Annotated in this window: 18 protein-coding genes; 10 read left to right on the top strand and 8 right to left on the bottom strand. The window is 70.9% G+C overall.

Going from position 1 to position 18,017, the window contains the following annotated elements; all coding sequences use genetic code 11:
• The first annotated feature begins 55 nt into the window (after positions 1-55).
• The 4 genes from ACSHV8_RS21805 to ACSHV8_RS21790 are packed head-to-tail and all read left to right on the top strand — an operon-like array spanning position 56 to position 3,508.
• The gene (locus ACSHV8_RS21805; protein WP_436535593.1) at positions 56-1,273 is read left to right on the top strand and encodes an FAD-dependent monooxygenase; all 1,218 of its coding nucleotides are present in this window, start codon (positions 56-58) and stop codon (positions 1,271-1,273) included.
• Positions 1,274-1,303: 30 nt separating this feature from the next.
• Entirely contained in the window at positions 1,304-2,020 is a 717-nt protein-coding gene (locus tag ACSHV8_RS21800) for a dienelactone hydrolase family protein (protein WP_436535592.1), read from the top strand.
• 1 nt (position 2,021) lies between these two features.
• A complete protein-coding gene (locus tag ACSHV8_RS21795) occupies positions 2,022-3,056 on the top strand; it encodes an FAD-dependent oxidoreductase (protein WP_436535591.1) in 1,035 nt (344 codons plus the stop codon).
• Positions 3,056-3,508 (top strand): hypothetical protein, encoded by a 453-nt coding sequence (locus ACSHV8_RS21790; protein ID WP_436535590.1) that lies wholly within the window; start codon positions 3,056-3,058, stop codon positions 3,506-3,508. The genes ACSHV8_RS21795 and ACSHV8_RS21790 overlap by 1 nt, the downstream gene beginning before the upstream one ends.
• A 377-nt stretch (positions 3,509-3,885) precedes the next feature.
• Here ACSHV8_RS21790 and ACSHV8_RS21785 read toward each other — a convergent pair whose 3' ends face one another.
• Complete coding sequence (locus ACSHV8_RS21785) at positions 3,886-5,793, bottom strand: putative bifunctional diguanylate cyclase/phosphodiesterase (protein WP_436535589.1); 1,908 nt, start codon at positions 5,791-5,793, stop codon at positions 3,886-3,888.
• A gap of 55 nt (positions 5,794-5,848) precedes the next feature.
• The gene (locus ACSHV8_RS21780; protein WP_436535588.1) at positions 5,849-6,742 is read right to left on the bottom strand and encodes an NADP-dependent oxidoreductase; all 894 of its coding nucleotides are present in this window, start codon (positions 6,740-6,742) and stop codon (positions 5,849-5,851) included.
• 120 nt (positions 6,743-6,862) lie between these two features.
• On the opposite strand from ACSHV8_RS21780, the gene ACSHV8_RS21775 reads away from it, so the two are divergent.
• Positions 6,863-7,327 carry a MarR family winged helix-turn-helix transcriptional regulator gene (locus tag ACSHV8_RS21775; protein WP_436535587.1) on the top strand — a complete coding sequence of 155 codons (465 nt, stop codon included), beginning with the start codon at positions 6,863-6,865 and terminating at the stop codon, positions 7,325-7,327.
• A 620-nt stretch (positions 7,328-7,947) separates the two neighbouring features.
• On the opposite strand, the gene ACSHV8_RS21770 is transcribed toward ACSHV8_RS21775, so the two are convergent.
• A complete protein-coding gene (locus tag ACSHV8_RS21770) occupies positions 7,948-8,391 on the bottom strand; it encodes an SRPBCC family protein (RefSeq protein ID WP_436535586.1) in 444 nt (147 codons plus the stop codon).
• A 77-nt stretch (positions 8,392-8,468) separates the two neighbouring features.
• On the opposite strand from ACSHV8_RS21770, the gene ACSHV8_RS21765 reads away from it, so the two are divergent.
• Entirely contained in the window at positions 8,469-9,116 is a 648-nt protein-coding gene (locus ACSHV8_RS21765; protein WP_436535585.1) for a TetR family transcriptional regulator, read from the top strand.
• A 97-nt stretch (positions 9,117-9,213) separates the two neighbouring features.
• Here ACSHV8_RS21765 and ACSHV8_RS21760 read toward each other — a convergent pair whose 3' ends face one another.
• A complete protein-coding gene (locus ACSHV8_RS21760) occupies positions 9,214-10,047 on the bottom strand; it encodes a helix-turn-helix transcriptional regulator (protein WP_436535584.1) in 834 nt (277 codons plus the stop codon).
• Positions 10,048-10,148: 101 nt separating this feature from the next.
• Here ACSHV8_RS21760 and ACSHV8_RS21755 point away from each other — a divergent pair, with 101 nt between their 5' ends.
• The gene (locus ACSHV8_RS21755) at positions 10,149-10,976 is read left to right on the top strand and encodes an oxidoreductase (protein WP_436535583.1); all 828 of its coding nucleotides are present in this window, start codon (positions 10,149-10,151) and stop codon (positions 10,974-10,976) included.
• A gap of 55 nt (positions 10,977-11,031) precedes the next feature.
• Here ACSHV8_RS21755 and ACSHV8_RS21750 read toward each other — a convergent pair whose 3' ends face one another.
• On the bottom strand, positions 11,032-13,266 hold the full coding sequence (locus tag ACSHV8_RS21750; RefSeq protein ID WP_436535582.1) for an MMPL family transporter: 2,235 nt from the start codon (positions 13,264-13,266) through the stop codon (positions 11,032-11,034).
• A 202-nt stretch (positions 13,267-13,468) separates the two neighbouring features.
• Between ACSHV8_RS21750 and ACSHV8_RS21745 the strand changes: the two genes are divergently transcribed.
• From ACSHV8_RS21745 to ACSHV8_RS21735, 3 genes are all read left to right on the top strand, one after another.
• On the top strand, positions 13,469-13,597 hold the full coding sequence (locus ACSHV8_RS21745; protein WP_436535581.1) for a hypothetical protein: 129 nt from the start codon (positions 13,469-13,471) through the stop codon (positions 13,595-13,597).
• Positions 13,598-13,740: 143 nt separating this feature from the next.
• Entirely contained in the window at positions 13,741-14,157 is a 417-nt protein-coding gene (locus ACSHV8_RS21740) for a nitroreductase family deazaflavin-dependent oxidoreductase (protein ID WP_436535580.1), read from the top strand.
• Positions 14,158-14,252: 95 nt separating this feature from the next.
• The gene (locus tag ACSHV8_RS21735; protein WP_436535579.1) at positions 14,253-14,504 is read left to right on the top strand and encodes a DUF3040 domain-containing protein; all 252 of its coding nucleotides are present in this window, start codon (positions 14,253-14,255) and stop codon (positions 14,502-14,504) included.
• A 155-nt stretch (positions 14,505-14,659) separates the two neighbouring features.
• Here ACSHV8_RS21735 and ACSHV8_RS21730 read toward each other — a convergent pair whose 3' ends face one another.
• The 3 genes from ACSHV8_RS21730 to ACSHV8_RS21720 form a co-directional block, all read right to left on the bottom strand.
• Positions 14,660-16,297, bottom strand: coding sequence for a protein kinase domain-containing protein (locus ACSHV8_RS21730; protein ID WP_436535578.1), 1,638 nt, complete (start codon positions 16,295-16,297; stop codon positions 14,660-14,662).
• 82 nt (positions 16,298-16,379) lie between these two features.
• A complete protein-coding gene (locus tag ACSHV8_RS21725; protein WP_436535577.1) occupies positions 16,380-17,393 on the bottom strand; it encodes a hypothetical protein in 1,014 nt (337 codons plus the stop codon).
• Between the two features lie 19 nt (positions 17,394-17,412).
• A complete protein-coding gene (locus tag ACSHV8_RS21720; RefSeq protein ID WP_436535576.1) occupies positions 17,413-18,012 on the bottom strand; it encodes a type VII secretion system-associated protein in 600 nt (199 codons plus the stop codon).
• Positions 18,013-18,017: the final 5 nt, after the last annotated feature.

The raw sequence follows: 18,017 nt of genomic DNA, 5'->3' as shown, positions 1-18,017 counted from the left end.
GCCGATAGATAATCTCGGAGAGAACCTATCGCTGATAGATTTTGGGGTGAGGAACATGTCTCTGCGCATCCTCGTCGCCGGTGGCGGCATCGCGGGGCAGGCTCTGGCCTTCTGGCTCACGCGCGGCGGCCACCAGGTCACCGTCGCCGAACGCTTCCCGGCCGTGCGGGCCACCGGCGCGCAGGTCGACCTGCGGGGTCAGGGCATCGAGGCCATCCGGCGCATGGGCCTGCTCGACGCCGTACGCGATCAGTTGGTGGATGAGGCGGGTGTGGCTTTTATCGACGCGCACGGGCGTCCCCGGGCCACGATCATGGCCAACACCTCCGGCCGAGGCCGGCAGACCCTCACGTCGGAGTACGAGATCATGCGCGGCGACCTGGTGCGAATCCTCTACGACGCGGCCAGGGGCGACACGACGTACCTCTTCGATCGTGGTGTCGACGGCTTCGAACAGGACGAACACCGGGTGGTCGCGCACTTCTCGGACGGTTCCACCGGCGAGTTCGACCTGCTGATCGGCGCGGATGGCCAGGGCTCCCGCCTGCGCCGGGCGATTCTCCCGGACGGCACCGACCCGTACTGGCGGGTCGGCATCCACATGGCCTACTGGTTCGTCCCGCGCATCGCCTCGGACAGCAACATCCGCGACACGTACATGGTCCCGGGTGGCCGTCAGATCATGCGCCGCAGCCACAACCCGGCCGAGACGCAGGTGTACTTCGTGTTGCGGGACAGATCCGCGGAGGCTTCGGCGATCCACCGGCAGCCGGTCGAGCTGCAGCAGGAGTTCTGGGCCGACCGGTTCCGCGACGCGGGCTGGCAGACCGAGCGCTTCCTCGACGGCATGCGCGGCAGCCCCTTCTTCTACTCCCAGGAGGTTGTCCAGGTCCGCACCGACACCTGGTCGAAGGGGCGTGTGGTCCTGGCCGGCGACGCCGCTCACTGCGCCTCCCCGTACAGCGGAATGGGTGTCTCCGGTGGCCTGGTCGGCGCCTATGTGCTGGCCGGCGAGATCAACCGGCACCCGGGCGACCTGCCGACAGCGCTGGCGAACTACGACACCGTCCTGCGGCCGTTCGTGGACCGGATCCAGGCCGAGGTGAACCCGCGCCTGCTGCGCCTGGGCATGCCGACGACCCAGCGCGCGATCGCCGCGTTCCAGGCCACCACCGCCCTGGCCGGTTTTCTGCGCATCCCCGACCTGGCCGCACGCTTCGCGAAGGAGGACCGCGGCGGCGACTGGCAACTCCCCACCCGGACGGGCTGTTGAACCGCTCCTGTTCGGGGTAACCGAGCGCCCATGTGGATTCAAACGGCCGGTATCCGCCTCGACGGCGACCTGACCATCCCGCCGGCCGCCCCCGGCCTGGTGGTGCTCACCCAGGACAACCCCCGCGACCGGGCCATCGCGGCCCTCCTGCGGGAACGCGGCCTGGGCACCCTGCTGATCGAGCCGCTCACCCCGGACGAGCAGGCCGTCGAGGCCCGCCGCTTCGACATCGACCTGGTCGCCGACCGTCTGATCGGCACCCTGCGCTGGCTGCGGGCCCAGCCGGGAATCATGGAACTGCCGATCGGCCTGTTCGGATCGGGCGTCAACGCCGCCGCCGCGATGGTCGCGGCCGCCGCCCGGCCCGGTGACGTACAGGCGGTCGTAGCCCGCGGCGCCCGTGCCGACCTGGCCGGTGGCGCCCTGGCCCAGTTGCAGGCGCCCACCCTGCTCATCGTCGGCGAACTGGACCCGAAGTTGCGCGCCCTCAACGAGGAGGCCGAGCAGGTGATGCGCGCCCACGGCGACGTGTGTGTCATTCCGGGCGCGGACCGCTACTTCAGCGACCCGCAGGCCCTGGAGCAGGTCGCCGTCGCGGCCGGGGAGTGGTTCACCCGGCACCTGTCGGCCCCGGTACCCTCGCACGCCAAGGTGATCGACTCGGCCCTGCCGGTCGAGCAGACCGGTCTCCTGGACGCGTTCATGCCGCCGTCCCCGACGAAGGACAAGGATCGGGAGGAGCTCTGACATGAGGGTGGCGGTGATCGGCGGGGGAGTCGTCGGCCTGTCGGCGACCGCCGCGCTGCTCCGGCGCGGCGCCGACGTCGTCTGCTTCGAGGCGGGCGAGCCGATGGGTGAACGCTCGGCCGGCGACACCCGAATCTTCCGCCTGGCCCACGTCTACCCGGACATGGTCGAGCTCGCCGCCCGCTCCCGCGCGCTGTTCGCCGAGTGGAACCCCGAGTTCGTCGACAACGTGGGCACGGTCGTCAGTGGTCCCGGCGCCGGAGCGTGGGCCGACGCGATGGCCGCGGCCGGCGCCGCCCACGAGCTCGTCGACCCCGGTTCACCGTTGCTGCGCCTGCCGGCCAGGACGTTCCCCGGCCCGGCCCTGATCGACCCGGCCGGCGGCGTGATCCGCGTCGACCTGATCCGCGCGTTCCTGACCGGGATGACCACCGGCCACGTCCGGCAAGCGCACGTCGATGCTTTGGAAGAGACCCCAGCCGGCGTACGGGTAATTTCCGGCGCCGAAGCCGACACGTTCGACACCGCCCTGATCTGCGCCGGAGCCGGCACGTCAGCCCTGGCCGCCGGAGTCGGCATCACCACCCCACCCGCCCTGGAACATCACTTGCGGGTCAGCTTCCCGATCCGCCCGGCCGCTCCCGAGCCCCTGCAGTGCTGGATCACCGAACCGTCCGAGGGTGTCCTCGGCACCTACCAGCACCGAGCCGCCGCCGACACCTGGGCGGTCGGCGGCGACATCGCCCCAGCCCTGGTCAGCTGGGAGAACGGCCGCCCGGCGGCCGAACAGGCGTCACTGGACGCCCTTACTGCCTATGTGGCCGAGCACTTGCCGTTCGTCGATCCCCACCCGACGGCCACCATCTACTGCACCCACAACCCGGACCTGGGCGACGGCCTGCAGTTCGCGCGCCAGGGCCGCGTGCTCACGACGTACGGCGAAAATCTCATGAAATTCGCCCCGTTGCTGGGCGAGATGCTCGCCCGCTCCAGCCTCGACGACACCACCCCCGCCGACGCCGGACCCCAGGGCTGATGGAACTCCGCCCCGAGCTCTGCCCGCCGGCCATCTCACCCGAGCGCGTCGTGCAGCTCAGCGCCGCCATCGAGGACATCGCCCAGCTGCTCGACGACGGCGGCCCGGCCGAGGCCGCGATCGCCGCGTTCAACACCGACACCGGCCACTCCTACACCGCGGAGCAGTTCCTCACCTACTGGGAGTCCCGCGACCTCGACGATTTCGCGCTGGAGGCCGCCCGTCCCTCCCGGCCGAAGATCCCCGACATCACTCGCGACGAGCTGACCGAAATCGTGCGCCGGATCCAGGCCGCCGACGACGCCACGGACTACTACGTCCTCCTGCTGACGACCAACGTCCCACATCCCCGAGCAACCGACCTGATCTTCTGGCCGCCGCCCGACCTGGTGGACGCCCCACCCGACCGCATCGTCGACATCGCCCTGAGCTACCGGCCGACAGCACTCTGACGGCCAAGCGTCAATTCTCAGAGCCCATGCTCGCCTTGTGCAGAATCAGGCGTCTTCTCTCCGATATGGTTTCTGCCAGGGCCATTCCGGTACGCATCTGAGGATGGCTGCAACAGTGTCCGTTATTCTTCTGTTGCTGGCCTGATAGATGTCGGGAAGGCTCAGGCCTATACGATCGTCGTCGACCGAGCGGGACTCCACAGCCCGGAGGAGCGGATTTCGGCGTATCGAAATCATTGCCAGGATTCAGGACTGAACCAGCGCAGTGCGTTTCGGCGACACGTGCGTGATTTTAGGGTATTCGGGCAGAAGTGTGTCCAGCCCATGAATCCGGCCAGGCCCTGTCCGCGCTGGTGGTCGATGCCGAGTAATGAGCCTCAGATGACGGCTGCGCGGCGGGCGTCCAGCCAGGGCGGCAGGTCGGTGGCCGGCATCGGGCGGGCCAGCAGATAACCCTGGACCACATCGCAGCCCGCCGCCTTCAGCAGGTCGGACACCTCGGTCGTCTCCACCCCTTCGGCCACCACCTGCAACCCCAGGTTATGGCCGAGATCGATCACCGACCGCACGATCGCCGCGTGCGCGATGTTCTCCGGCAGGTCACCCACGAAACTCTTGTCGATCTTCAGCTCGTGCAACGGCAGTGTCGACAGATAGGACAGCGACGTCTGTCCCCGCCCGAAGTCGTCGATGCTCACCCGGATCCCGGCCGTGGCCAGCCGGTTCAGGACGTCGGAGGCGATCGCCGGGTCGGTCATCAGCGCGGTCTCGGTGATTTCCACGACGAGCCGCCCGGCCGGAACTCCGGCCTCGGCGAGGGCCGCCAGCACGGTGTCGGCGAAGTCGGCCCGGCCGAGGTTGCGGGCCGACACGTTGACCGCCACGCTCAGCGTGTCGCACGCCGTACCCCATTCGGTGATCTGGGCCAGGGCGCTGGCCAGAACCCACCGGGTGAGCGGGTCGATCAGCCCGGTCTGTTCGGCTACCGGCAGGAACGCGTCCGGCGCCACCGTGCCGCGCCGCGGATGTTCCCAGCGGACCAGTGCTTCGACGGCGCAGATCTTTCCCGTACGTAATTCGGCTTTGGGTTGGTAGTGCAGCACCAGCTCGTCGGTCTCGATGGCCCGGCGCAGTTCGGCGACCAGGGCGAGTTGCGCCGCGTCGTAGTGGTCGCGCCGCCGGTCGTAGCGGGCGGTTCCGCTGCGGGTGCCTTTGGCCAGGTACATCGCCATGTCGGCGCGGCGCAGCAGGGTGTCCACGTCGGTGCCGTCGGCCGGAGCCAGCGCGTACCCGAAGCTGGCCTCGGGGGACAGCGGCAGTGTGCCGACCACGACTTCGGCTTCGAGCGCGGCTCGCAGCCGGTCGAGCAGCGGCCCGATCTCGTCGGCGCCGAGGTCGGGCAGGACCAGGCCGAATTCGTCGCCGCCGAGCCGGGCCACGGTGTCCCCGGAGCGCACCGCGGTGGCCAGCCGGCTGCCCAGTTCGCGCAGCAGGGCGTCGCCGGTGCGGTGCCCGAGCGTGTCGTTGACCTCTTTGAACCGGTCGACGTCGGCCAGCACCACCGCCGCCGTGCGGCCGTCGCGCCGGGCCGCCTCGACCGCGGCGGCCGCGTGGCGCTGGAAGACCGTGCGGTTGGGCAGGCCGGTCAGTGCGTCGTGGCCGGCCTGGTGGGCGATCCAGCGCATGGTGGATCCGCTGATGACGGCCAGGATCATCCACAGTGCGGCCAGGCCGGCGGCGAGCGCCAGGTAGACGGTGTGCATGCCCTGGCTGACCTCGTGCGCGATCGGGTCGTAGGGCAGGTAGATCTCGAGGATGCCGTGGGTGATCGGCTGGTAGACCTCGACCACTTCCGGCCCGGCCGGTCCGGTGTCGTTGCGGTCGGAGTTGAGCCTGGTCAGGTGGGCCACCACGGTGCCGCGGGCGGCCTCCAGGACCTCGTCCTCGATGTCGGCGCCCATGCCGGAGCCGTCGTCGGAGAAGACCACCCGACCGGTGGTGTCGCGGACCCGCAGCCGGACGACCGTGCCCGAGCCGATCGCGCTGTCGGCGACCTGGTGCAGTTCCCGGATCTCGTCGGCCGGCAGGGGCGTGTCGAGGGCGCGGCCGGCGAGGTGCGGTTCGATCGCGGTGCGCGCGACCAGGGCGGCCTCGACCCGGGCGACACCGATTCCGCGGTCGCGGGCCTCGTGCGCCAGCGCGAAGGTCAGCACCAGCCCCAGCAGCAGCACCGGGACGAGGCTCGCGCCGGCGTACGTGAGGAACAACCTCCACGGCGAGGGCACAGCGGCACGGTACGCCGTCTCCGTGTCCGGCGGGGGCCCGGCGACGGCCGGCACGTCACAGGACGATGACGATCTTTCCCTGGGTGTGGCCGCGCTCGGCCTCCCGGTGTGCCTCGGCGATCTTGTCGAGCGGGAACGTCGAGGCCAGGTGCGGGGTGTATCCGCAGGCCGCGCCCTCGGCGAGCACGGCCGAGTTGTTCTCCGCGTAGAGGTGGCGCACCCCGAGCCCGGCCGCCCGCCCCGCGTCGGCGATGGTCACCACATGGTCCGGCCCGCCGGCGATCTCCACCAGGTCGCCCAGCGAACCCGAGGCGGCGGCGTCGAGCACCGCGTCCACTCCGGAGGGCGCGAGTTCGCGCACCCGATCGACCAGGCCATTCCCGTACGTCGTGGGCACCGCCCCCAGGGACCGCAGGTAGTCGTGCTTGCCGCTGCTGGCGGTGCCGATGACGGTCGCGCCGCGGGCCACCGCCATCGCGACGACGGCGCTGCCCACCCCACCGGCGGCGCCCTCGACCAGCAGGGTGCGGCCCTTGAGGTCGCCGAGCGCGTCGAGTCCGCGCCCGGCGGTGGCGACGGCCAGCCCGGCCCCGGCCGCCTGCTCCAGGGTCCAGTGCTCCGGGACGGGCGCCCAGGCGGAGAGCGTCGCATACTCGGCGGATGCTCCGAACAGGCCGCCGAGCCCGAAGACGCGATCACCGACGGTGACTCCGGTGACGCCGTCGCCGACCTCGTCGACCACGCCGGCGGCGTCGCGCCCGGGGATGGCCGGGAGGTCGACCGGGAACGCGGCGGCGGCCGCCCCCGAGCGCAGTTTCCAGTCGACCGGGTTGACGCTGGCCGCCGTGACCTGGATGCGGATCTCGCCGGGGCCGGCGTGCGGCTCGGGGACGTCCTCGATGACGAGCACGTCGGCCGGGCCGTGGTCGTGGTAGCGGGCAGCACGCATGGTGAACTCCTCGATCGTTGATGCTTTCTCTAGAAAATAACGTAGAGTAAGCTACTTTCCGCGGCAAGCGTCTCGTAGATCACTTTCCGCGGAAAGTATCGGCGTGTTACCGTCACGCCCATGGGAGCTGACCACGAGCTTGCCCCGGCGCAGGCCCAGACCTGGGAATCGTTGCTGTCGGTGCTGTTGTGGCTCCCGGCCACCCTCGACAGCCGGTTGAAGAAGTGGGGCCTGAGCCACCACGAGTTCCTGATCCTGTGGTGCCTCACCCAGCACGGCGACCGCTCGCACACGATGAGCTCGCTGGCCGAGCTCTCCCGGGTCAACCCGTCCCACCTGTCGCGCATCGCGTCCCGCCTGGAGAAACAGGGCTGGCTCGTCCGCGCGCAGGACCCGGCCGACGCCCGCTTCACGATCGCGTCGCTGACCGAGGCCGGCTCGGCGAAGTATTCCGAGGCCGCCCCCACCTACTACGCCACCCTGCGCGAGCACGTCTTCGACCGCCTCACCCCGGACCAGGCCGCCCACCTCGGCGGCATCACCGGGGAGATCGCCCGATCGCTCGACCCCCGCGCGGGCCTTTAAAACCGCAGATCAAGACCGGTTTCCCGTACGGCGGTAGCGACCTGCTGCGCCGGGCCGACCTCGCGATGTACACGGGAAAGCGCGCCGGCACCCACTCCTGCCGGGTCGCCGACCGGGCTCGGGCGTGGGTCACAACATCGGCACCGGCCCGGCGGGAATTCGCCGCGGCAAAATGGTGCCGGAAATGAAAAACGGGGTAGCGGCGCAGCTTTTCGCGGTACGCCACCACCCCTGTGAAACCGGGGTGAGTGCTCGTCGCGTCGGTGGGAGGCGGGACCCCTCCCCGCTCCACCAGCGCCGCAACGGCCCGGTCGCGCTGCCGATTCTGGCTTATCGGAATTGGCGCGGTCAAGGATTCCGGGCCCTCATAAAATTAGAAAATAGTCGCGGGAAAAACGTTATTTCGTCGCGCTTTCGGGCCGTCACCGGGTGGTGACTGTCCCGGCTCTACCCGGAGGTCGCCGGCGAGCGCGGCACCGGCGAGCGGATCCCGTGGGGTGCGGGCGGCGGTCGATCTGCTGCTCGACCAGAGCGGCCAGGCTTCCACGCCGGGCGCCCGGGTCGGCAGCCGGCTGCGGGCCATCGCCGCGTTCGAGGCTCCACGACCGCCGCTCGGAGGCTCAGGCCGGTCGACAGGTCTGCTCCAGAACGGCCGGCACGGCGACCGTCAGCATCTTCGCCCGCACCGACCGCAGCAGCTTCGCCATGAAGAAACCGCCGACGCCCGTGAAACCGGTGTGTTCCCAGGTGAACCGGGTGCCGGTCGGCGACTCCTCGATCCGGTAGGCCACGAAGCTGGGCGCCTCACCTTCGTCCCCGACCCACGTGTAGCGCAGCAGCCGGGGCGCGTCGACCTCGAGGACCTCGCAGTCGACGATCCCGCGCCAGCCCATCACCGGCTTCGCGATCAGCCGGAAGTGCGTGCCGGCGACCGGTTCGAAGCCTTCGGGCCGCCCACCCTGCCCGGTGACGGTCCACCGGGCGACGAGTTCGGGTTCGGTCAGCACCCGCCAGACCTGGTCGACGGGGTACGGGTAGTCGCGGACGATGCGGAACTCGCTCACCATTGCCTCCATATTTTTCCAGTCCCAGAAAATTTACTGTAACAGAAGTTATTCTGGGGCTGTACTAAGCTGGGTGGATGACCGAAGGGCTCCGGGAGCGCAAGAAGCGCGAGATGCGCCGCCAGCTGTCCGACACCGCGGCGCGGCTGTTCCTGGAGCACGGCTTCGACGCGTTCCGGGTGACCGACGTCGCCGAGGCCTGCGGCGTCTCCGAGAAAACGGTCTTCAACTACTTCCCGACCAAGGAATCCCTGGTCCTGGACCAGCTTGAGACCACCATGTCGGGTCTGCGCACCGGCCTGGCCGACCACTCGGTGTCCCCGGTGCAGGCGGCGCTGCGCATCCTCGACGCCGAACTCACCGCCATGACCGCGGGCTTGACCGCCGGCGGCGACCCGGGCCCGGCGATCGCCGGCTACCGGCGCTTCGGCGAGCTGATCGCCTCCACACCCTCCTTGCGGGCCTACCAGAGCGACACGATGGACCGTTTCGTCGCCGTGGCCGCGGAACTGCTTGCCGACCGGGCCGGGCAACGCCCCGACGACCCCGAGCCGCAGATCGCCGCCACCGCCCTGCTCGGCCTCTGGCGCGTCCAGTTCCAAAGCCTGCGCCGCCACCTGGCCACCACCTCGGACCCGGCGAAGCTGCGTGACGAGGTCACGGCCGACGTCCATCGTGCGGCCCGGCTCGTCGAGAACGGCCTGACCTCGAATTGGCCGTCGTGACCCGGTAACAGGCGTCCGTGCGGCGCGTCCCCGGCGGCGGTCGGGTCAGCCCGGTCGCGGGAGCCGGTCTTCATCTGAACGGCGCAGTTTCCGAAGTCTACGAGGCCGCGTCTCTGGCTCGGGTGGCGTGCAGCGTGCCGAGCAGGGCGAGCGCGTGGGCGCTGGGGCTGTCCGGTTCGGGTTGGTAGACGACCAGCAACTGGCCTGGCGCCGCGCGGACGTCGAAGGACAGAGAGACCAGCGAGAGCGCCCCGACATCGGGGTGCAGGAGTTCGACGGGGCTCTGGGTCTTGCCGTAGACGGTGTGCGAGGACCACAGGGCGGCAAAGGACTCGCTGTGGTCGTCGAGCGATTGCACCACCTCCGGCAGGCGCGGATGATCCGGGGCCAGAGCACCGGCATGGCGCAGGCCGGCCACGATCGCCTCGGCGAAGCTGTCCCAGCGGCGGAAGAACCGCGGCGCGGCCGGGTCGAGGAAGGTCATCCGGGCCAGGTTGTCCACCTGCTCGAACGGCGAGAACAGGGCCTCGGTCAGGGCGTTGACGGCCAGGAAGTCCTTGGCCGGGTTGAGGACGAACGCCGGGGCGCCGGAATGCCCGTCGAGCAGGTGCCGCAGCGGCTCACTCACCGTCTCCGGCGTCGGCCCGAGGGTCTCCGGCAACGTGCCGGCCAGCCGGAACAGGTGCTCGCGGGCCGGATCGTCCATGCGCAGGGCGCCGCTGAGCGCGTGGAGAATCTGCGGCGACGGGCTGCGCTCGCGGCCCTGCTCCAGCCGGGCGTAATAGTCGGCGTTCATGCCGGCCAGCACGGCGACCTCCTCGCGGCGCAGCCCGGCCACCCGGCGTCGTCCGTGGGACGGCAGGCCCACCTCGTCGGGCCGGAGCCGGGAACGGTGGGCGCGAAGGAAGTCTCCGAGGTCGTTACCGGTCACCGTACGAGGCTAGGCCGGAACCCGGCGGCGTGCCTGGGTATGCCATGCCCAGGAAAAGACCGTCCTGGTGGTCCGCTGACCCGCCCTCCACGCTGGGCGACATGACAAACCTCCTGATCACCGGGGCGAGCAGTGGCCTCGGTCGCGCTTTCGCCGTCGCCGCTCTGGACGCCGGGCACACCGTGATCGGCACCGTCCGCGGCGAGGCGGACGCGGCGGCGTTCGCCGGCCTGCATCCCGGGCGAGCACATGCCCGCCTGCTCGACGTCACCGACCACGACGCCGTCGTCGCCGTGGTGGCCGACGTGGAGAAGGAGATCGGCCCGGTCGACGTGCTGATCGCCAACGCCGGTTACGGGGTGGAGGGCACCTTCGAGGAAACCCCGCTCGCCGCGCTGCGCGCCCAGTTCGACGTCAACGTCTTCGGCGCGGCGGCCACCATCCAGGCCGTCCTGCCCCACATGCGGGAACGCCGCCGTGGTCACATCCTGGCCGTTTCCTCGATGGGCGGCCTGGTCGGCTTCCCCGGCGTGTCGGCGTACTGCGCCAGCAAGTACGCGCTCGAAGGCCTCCTCGCATCGCTCGGCCCGGAGATCGCCGGCTTCGGTATCCACGTCACCGCCCTGGAACCGGGATCGTTCCGTACCGACTGGGCCGGTCGCTCGATGATCCGGACACCCCGGACCATCGGCGACTACGACGAGGTGTTCGACCCGATTCGCGATGCCCGACAGCAGGCCAGCGGCCGGCAATCCGGCGACCCCGCCCGCGCGGCCGCCGCTGTGCTGAGGATCATCGGCGAGCCACGGCCGCCACGGCACCTGGTGCTCGGCTCGGACGCGCTGCGCATCGTGCGCGCCGGCCGCCAGGTCGTCGACAACGACCTGGCGGCCTGGGAGGAGCTGTCGCTTTCTACCGACTTCGCCTGACCAGAAACCGGAGAGGCGGCTGCCAAGGTTCTGGCAACCGCCTCTCCGGTTTTCGTCAGCGCATCCCGGCCGACGTCAACAGGTCGTTGTCGGTGTGTTGCGGGGCGGGCTGGTCGGCCGCTTCGAGGGCGCGGCCCTCGGCGTCGATGTTCGGCAGGAGCCGGTCGAGCCGGCGGGGCATCCACCAGGCGGCGTGGCCGAGCAGCTTGAGCACCGCCGGGACGATGATCATGCGGACGATGAACGCGTCGGCCAGCACGCCCACCGACAGGGCGAACCCGATCGCGGCGACGAACGGCGACACCGCGGTGGCGAAGCCGGCGAAGACCGCGATCATGATCGCCGCGGCGGCGACCACGACCACCGCGGTGCGCTTGAAGCCGTCGACGATCGCGTCGGCCGGGCTCATGCCGCGGGCGTGGGCCTCGTGCATCCGGGAGACCAGGAACACCTGGTAGTCCATGGCCAGGCCGAACAGGATGCCGACGATCAGGATCGGCAGCAGGCTCAGGATCGGGTTGCCGGACGGGGCCGGGATCAGCGAGTCGGCCCAGCCGTCCTGGAAGACCTTCACGGTGACGCCGAACGCGGTGCCGAGCGAGAGCAGGAAGCCGATCGTGCCGACCAGAGGGACCAGCAGCGAGCGGAACAGAATGATCAGCAGGACCAGCGACAGGCTGACCACCAGCACCAGGTAGATGACGAGCGCCCGGCTGAGCATGTCGTTGGTGTCGATGTCGACGGCGGTCGAGCCGGTGACCGCGATCGTCACCCCGGGCACCTCGCCGGCGTGGTCGCGGATGTCGCGGACCAGGTCGCGGGTCGCGTCGTCGATCGGCCCGCTGTTCGGAACGACCTGCAGCATCGCGGTGGTGCCGTCCGTGCTGACCCCGGCCGGGTTGACCGCGGCGACGTCCCCGACCGACTTGATCATGCTCGTGACCTGGTCGATCCGGCCGGCCACGTCGGTGCCCTGGACCAGGACGATCAGGGCGCTCTGGCTGCCGGCACCGAACTTGTCGGCGATCACGTTGTAGGCGGCCCGCTGGGTGCTGGCCGGGTCCTCGCCGCCGGGCGTGCTCAGCGCCGTCTTGAGCGAGAACGTCGGCATGGCCAGGAAGAGCAGCCCGGCGATGGCGACCACCGCGATGGGCAGAGGCGCCTTCACGACGGTACGGATCCAGCCGCTGAGGAACGAGCGGCGCTGTCCCCGCTTCGCGACCTGCTTCTGGAGCGGAACACCGTTGCGGAGCCCGCGGCGTTCGCGGCGCGACAGCACCCGGTAGCCCATCGAGCGCATCAGGGCGGGCAGGAAGGTCAGCGCCATCAGCACGGTGGTGGCGACGGTGACCGCGGCGGCGATGCCCATCTCGGTGATGAACGGGATCCGCACCACCGCCAGGCCGACCAGCGCGATGATCACGGTGGCGCCGGCGAACACGACCGCGGACCCGGCGGTGCCGATCGAGCGGGCAACGGCTTCTTCGACGGTACGGCCCTCGCGCAGTTCCGTGCGGAACCGGGCCAGGATGAACAGCCCGTAGTCGATGCCGACGGCCAGCCCGATCATGCCGGCCAGGGTGGGCGTGGTCGAGCCGATCGGATGCCAGGCGGACAGCGCGAACACCCCGAGCAGGCCGGTGGCCAGGCCGAGCAGCGCGCCGAGCATGTTGGCGCCGGCCGCGATCAGCGACCCGAACGTGATGATCAGGATGACGAACGCGATCATCGCGCCGATGCCCTCGGCCGGGCTCTGCCCGGGCGTCTGATCGCCGATCGTGCCGCCGACCTCGGCGCTCAGACCGGCGTCGCGGGCCTGGCCGGCGACGGCGACGACCTTCTCGTAGATCGGCTCGGTGTCGACGTCGTCGGTCAGCCCGGTCAGGGTCACGGTCGCGACCGCCGTGGTGCCGTCGGCCGACACGGAGGGGCGGTCCTTGGCGAACGGGTCGCTGACCGACCCGACGTGATCGACCTTGGCGGCATTCGCGGTCGCCGCGGCGACCAGCTTCTTGTTGGCGGCGCTGGTGATCCTCTGCCCGCTCGGGGCGGTGAGGACCAGCTGCAACGTGCCCTTGGTGTCGTCGGTCGCGGTCGCCGGGAACTTCGCCTGCATGACCTCCAGGGCCCGGCCGGACTCGGTGCTCGACAGGCTGAAACCGCCGTCGCTGAACTTCATGCCGGTCACGGTTCCGACGATGCCCAAGGCCAGCATCAGGCTCCAGACGACGAACACGAGAAACCGGTGCCGGGCGCTGAACGCCCCGAGCCGGGACAGGTACGAAGCCATCGAGACAGGACTCCTCGGTAGTGATCGGTGACGGTCACCAGAGTCCCGGCCGGAGGGGGTCCGCGTCGTCAGCCTCGCACCGCATTCACGGGTACCGCAGGTGCGCTATCGGCGGCCACCGCGGCTGGCCTTGTACCGCGACCGCGGTACCGGGCGTCGTTACGTAGACGTTGAACGTTCGCCCCGATGGTCGACGTCGCGCGTGACCCGCGGCGGGGACGCGATCGCCGCGTTGCTGGACGCCACCACGCTCGGCATCTGGGCCGGTGGAAGTTCGGCGACGGAACTCGCCACCGTTCTGAGCGTTGCGGCGGCTCGCCGTGAGTGCTAATTTTCGGGCGAGCCCCGTATGGGCCTACGCGTGGAGGTAGTGGCTTTCCAGCCCGGTTTCCTTGTACCGCGTACGGCTGCGGGGTTTTTCTGTGTCTTTTCCCGGCTGGGAAGCCGTCCTCTATCTATGTGCAGAGGGTGGGAATGGATTTTCAGCGTCGCATCATCGAAGAGTTTCGCGAGAACGGTGGCAAGGTCGGCGGGATGTTCCAGGGCGCCACGCTGGCGTTGCTGACCACCACCGGCGCACGGAGCGGCCGGCCGCGCACGGTGCCGCTCGGCTATCTGGAGGTCGGCGGGCAGGCGGTCGTGGTGGCCTCGGCCATGGGCGCGCCGAGGAATCCGGGCTGGTATCACAACATCCGGCACGACCCGGCGGTGACCGTCGAGCTCGGCCCGGACACGTTCCGCGCGACGGCCACCGTCCCGGAGGGTGACGAGTACGAGAAGTTGTGGGCCGAGGTGGTGGCGCAGGCGCCCGGCTTCGCCGACTACCAGGCCCGGACGACCCGCCGGATCCCGGTCGTGGTGCTGCACCGGCTCGACCCCGCCGGGGAATGACATGCAACTGTCATGCGACCGTGCGTCCGGGGCGGGCTGATCGGGGTAGGCATAGCGCAGCGACGTGACACATGCTGCGATTGGTGGTGACCGCGATGTCCATCCGAGATACGCGCCGGGAGTTCGACGAGATCGTCGGGCGGCTGACCGAGCAGGATCCGTCGCTGGCCAGACCGATGCGTGTCATCCCGCGGCGGCTGGCGCTGATCCTGCTGGCGGTCGGTGGCGCGTTGCTGTGGGCTGCCCTGTCCGTGCTCATGGTGGTCTGGGGAGCGGCCGGCGTCCTCCTCACCTGCGTGGCCGTGCTGACGGCGGTCACCGTGGGTGTCGCGATGCAGCGTCGATGAAACCGGCGTCGATGTGCGGGCTTCCCGTCGTATGAGCCGGACGGTCCGGCCGGCGATCCCTACCCCCGGAGCGGCTCGACCCGCCGCCGCGGTGTCCCGATCTGCGCAAGGAGGATCGGGACACCGGCGGCGGGTAGCGCCCGGCGCCGGGGCGGTCAGGCGGGGAGGCGCCAGCGGTTGACGGCGGTGCTGGTGCAGACCTTGGCCGACAGGGCCGCGGTGGGCAGGACGCCCAGGCAGCGACCGGAGCCGGCGTTGAACAGGGTGTCGTCGGGCTGGGGGACCCAGAGCTGGGCGCCGCTGAAGTTGCAGTCCCAGATCTGGACCTGGTACTGGATGTCGGCGCCGGCATTGCCGCCCAGGTCGAGGCATCGGGTGCCGGCCGCGTTCATCAGGGCGCCCTCCTTGGTGAAGGTCCACTTCTGATTCGCGGCGCCGGTGCACTTGGCGACCGAGATCTTCATGCCGTTGACGTCCGAGTCGGGCATGACGATGCAGCGGCCGTCGCCGGTGGTCGGGGTGGTCACCGGCTTGACCGTGGAGGCTTTCGCCGACGGCGACTGCTTGGGGGTCCGGGACGGTTTCGGCGAGGGCTTGCGGGACGGGGACGGTGAGGTGCGGGACGGGCTCGGCAGCGGGAGCGCGGACGCCTCCAGGGAGGGCACGATCGGGGCCGGCGGGGCGGAACCGGCGGCGACCGTGACCGGGGTGCCGGTCGGGACGAGCCGGAGGGCGGCGAACGCGCCGCCGGCGAAGAGCAGCACGCCGACCAGCGCGAACGCGGCGGCCGTGGCCAGTCGCTTGCGGTGCTGGAAACGGACCGTGGGCTGGTCCGCCGACGAGGCGGTGGGCGGCGACGGAAGTGATGCCGCGGCGGCCGGGGGCTCGGCCGTCGCTGATTCAGCCGGCAACGGTTCGACCGGCGCCGATTCAGCCGGTGACGGTGTGGATGCGGCCGGTTCGGGTGTCGGGGCCGGCCGGGCCGGAGCGGCGCGCAGATCGCGGCACTTGGCGATGATCCCGGCCGGGGTCGGCCGCGCCGACGGATCCTTGGCGGTGCAGGCCCGCAGCAGCCCGGCGAGACCCGGATCGACCCCGTCCAGGTCGATCTCCTCGTGCATCAGTCGCAGGTAGACGGTCTCGAACGTCCCGTTCCCGTACGGCCGCCGCCCGGTCGCGGCATTCGTCACCGTCGCGCCCAGGGCGAACACGTCCGCGGCCGGGCTCAGGTCGTCGGAGACCATCATCTCCGGGGCGATGTAACCCGGCGTGCCCAGCGTGATGCCGCCGATGGTCAGGCCGCTCTCCCCGATCCCGCGGGCCAGCCCGAAATCGATCAGCTGGGGACCGGTCGGGGACAGGATCACGTTCTGCGGCTTGATGTCGCGATGGCAGATGTCGTGCCGGTGGATGTCGGCCAGGCCCTCGGCCACCGCGGCCAGCAACTGCAGGCAGCGTTCGGTGGAGAGGGCGCCCTCGTCGGCGATGACCGCGGCCAGCGTGGGGCCGGGGACGAACTCGGTCGCCATCCAATACGGCGCGGTCGTCAGCTCCGCGTCGATGAGCGCCGCGGTGTACGCGCTGCGAACCGTGCCCAGCATCGCGGCCTCGCGCCGGAACCGGGCGACCGCCTCCGGGTCGGCCAGGTAACTCGGGTTGATCACCTTCACGGCGGCCGGCCGGCCACCCGGTGACCGGCCCAGATACACCGTGCCCATGCCCCCGGTCCCGAGAATGCCCTCAAGATCGTACGGACCGACCTGCTGGGGGTCGGTGGGCGACAGTGGCTTCATGTACCGCGGTCCCTCTCGATCATCCCCCGTGCCGTAGCCAACCATCGTGGCAGACGATCAACAGCCGTCGGCATCGGGCGTACTACTGCGCGGTAGCCGGAAACGGGCGGAACAATTCGACCAGCGCACGGTGCCGTTCGACGTCGTCCGGGACGGCCGGGCGGTAGTCGCGGTCGCGGATGTGGGCCAGCAGCTCGGGGTCGGGCGCGAGGCCGTACGTCCGCAGGTAGTACCCGGCGGTGTCGGTCCAGATCCAGGTTCCGTCGGTCCGGAAGCTCTGCGGAACGACCTCGCCGAGCGAACTGTCGAGCACGTCGGCCTCCCGGGTGGTGGTGGCCAGCAGCGGCTCGCCGCCGTCCAGGAAGGTGAGGACCCGGGCCGCCTCGCCGGCGTCGAGGTGCTCGTGGTCGGGGTCGAAGACCGGGCCGAGTTCCGGGTCGTCGCCGTCGAAGTCGCGGGCCAGGGTGACCGGCGCGGCCGGCGTGCGAGCCCAGAGCAGCGCCGAACGACCGCGGGCCCGGCGCTGGTAGGCGGGCAGTTCGGTGTCCGGGCGGAACACCTCCACCTGTGGGTCGTCGACGCCGGCGCCGCGCAGCGCGGCCTGGATCCCGGCGGCGATCCCGGGGAGGTCGTGCGCGGCCGCGGTGGTGGCCAGCAGGTAGACCCGGCCGACCTCCGGGTTCAGCTCGGTCGGGGCCCGCCAGGCCCGCCACAGCGCGACCGACCCGGCCGTCGCGGCGGCGGTGCGGACGGCGGTGTCGTCGGGGCCGTCGAGGGCCGCGCCGCCGGTGGTCAGGTCCACGGCGACCAGGGCCGGAGCGCCGGGCACGGGCACCGCCGGGGCGAATTCCGCGTCGCCACCGGTCGGGGCGACGGCACGCAGCGCGGCGGCGTCGATCGACGGTTCGAGGGAGGTGAGCAGGGCCAGGTCGGCGTCGGTGGGCCGGAACCAGCCGCTGCCGGCGGCGGCCGCGACCAGGCGCGCGACCTCGGCCGCGCGGCCGGCCGCCAGCTCGTCGCGGGCGCCGGCGACCAGGTCGTCGGCGGCGTTGCCGGCCACCCGCAACAGCAGCTCGTGCAGGGCGGCGTCGGTCATCGGGTTCCTTCCGTCACGGTCACGATCGGTCTGCCGCCCACGGTATGAGGGTCAGATGCTGTGGCTGCGCGCCGGTCCCGGCCAGCAGTTCGGCGACCTCGGTCTCGTCCAGGGCGAGCGCCGCACGGACGAACCCGCCGGTCAGCCGGGTCATCCGGGGGCCGCCCGGGTTGAGCAGCACGTCCACGTCGTCGTCGAGGACGGTGATGAGGCCGTCCAGGTCGGTGGTGCGCCAGCCCGGGATCGCCGGGGCGTGACCGCGATTGATCGCGCTGGTGGCGACCATCAGACAGGGCACGTCGTCCGGCGAGTCGGCGATCAGCGGCCGACCGGCTTCGTCGACACCGATCTCGACCAGGCAGTCCCGCAGCAGCACCTGCACCTGATCCAGACCCGCGCCGGCGGTGGCGACGGCGAGCAGGGCGGCGTCGATCGGGTCGGCCGGCGCTCCGATCCCGGACGGGACATGGTCCGGATTGGTGCGGAAACTGCCGACCCGGCCGCCGTCCAGGATCGGCCAGAGGCCGATCACCGCCTCGAACGCGGGCGCCTCACCTCGCGGCCCCGGCACCCAGGCCGGGTCCATCAAGACAAAGAATTGCTCCCGTACGGCGGACACGACCA

The sequence above is a fragment of the Actinoplanes sp. HUAS TT8 genome (assembly GCF_051380535.1).
Lineage (GTDB): Bacteria > Actinomycetota > Actinomycetes > Mycobacteriales > Micromonosporaceae > Actinoplanes.
Note: the sequence above shows the minus strand (reverse complement) of the source record. Positions and strands in the feature narration are given on the sequence as shown.

What these genes read in the sequence shown, in the direction of transcription:
- ACSHV8_RS21750 (WP_436535582.1), bottom strand. Translation starts at nt 13,266, where the DNA reads ATGGCTTCGTACCTGTCCCGGCTCGGGGCGTTCAGCGCCCGGCACCGG.
- ACSHV8_RS21725 (WP_436535577.1), bottom strand. Translation starts at nt 17,393, where the DNA reads ATGACCGACGCCGCCCTGCACGAGCTGCTGTTGCGGGTGGCCGGCAAC.
- ACSHV8_RS21780 (WP_436535588.1), bottom strand. Translation starts at nt 6,742, where the DNA reads ATGCGTGCTGCCCGCTACCACGACCACGGCCCGGCCGACGTGCTCGTC.
- ACSHV8_RS21795 (WP_436535591.1), top strand. Translation starts at nt 2,022, where the DNA reads ATGAGGGTGGCGGTGATCGGCGGGGGAGTCGTCGGCCTGTCGGCGACC.
- ACSHV8_RS21775 (WP_436535587.1), top strand. Translation starts at nt 6,863, where the DNA reads ATGGGAGCTGACCACGAGCTTGCCCCGGCGCAGGCCCAGACCTGGGAA.
- ACSHV8_RS21735 (WP_436535579.1), top strand. Translation starts at nt 14,253, where the DNA reads ATGTCCATCCGAGATACGCGCCGGGAGTTCGACGAGATCGTCGGGCGG.
- ACSHV8_RS21740 (WP_436535580.1), top strand. Translation starts at nt 13,741, where the DNA reads ATGGATTTTCAGCGTCGCATCATCGAAGAGTTTCGCGAGAACGGTGGC.
- ACSHV8_RS21755 (WP_436535583.1), top strand. Translation starts at nt 10,149, where the DNA reads ATGACAAACCTCCTGATCACCGGGGCGAGCAGTGGCCTCGGTCGCGCT.
- ACSHV8_RS21805 (WP_436535593.1), top strand. Translation starts at nt 56, where the DNA reads ATGTCTCTGCGCATCCTCGTCGCCGGTGGCGGCATCGCGGGGCAGGCT.
- ACSHV8_RS21800 (WP_436535592.1), top strand. Translation starts at nt 1,304, where the DNA reads ATGTGGATTCAAACGGCCGGTATCCGCCTCGACGGCGACCTGACCATC.
- ACSHV8_RS21765 (WP_436535585.1), top strand. Translation starts at nt 8,469, where the DNA reads ATGACCGAAGGGCTCCGGGAGCGCAAGAAGCGCGAGATGCGCCGCCAG.
- ACSHV8_RS21790 (WP_436535590.1), top strand. Translation starts at nt 3,056, where the DNA reads ATGGAACTCCGCCCCGAGCTCTGCCCGCCGGCCATCTCACCCGAGCGC.
- ACSHV8_RS21730 (WP_436535578.1), bottom strand. Translation starts at nt 16,297, where the DNA reads ATGAAGCCACTGTCGCCCACCGACCCCCAGCAGGTCGGTCCGTACGAT.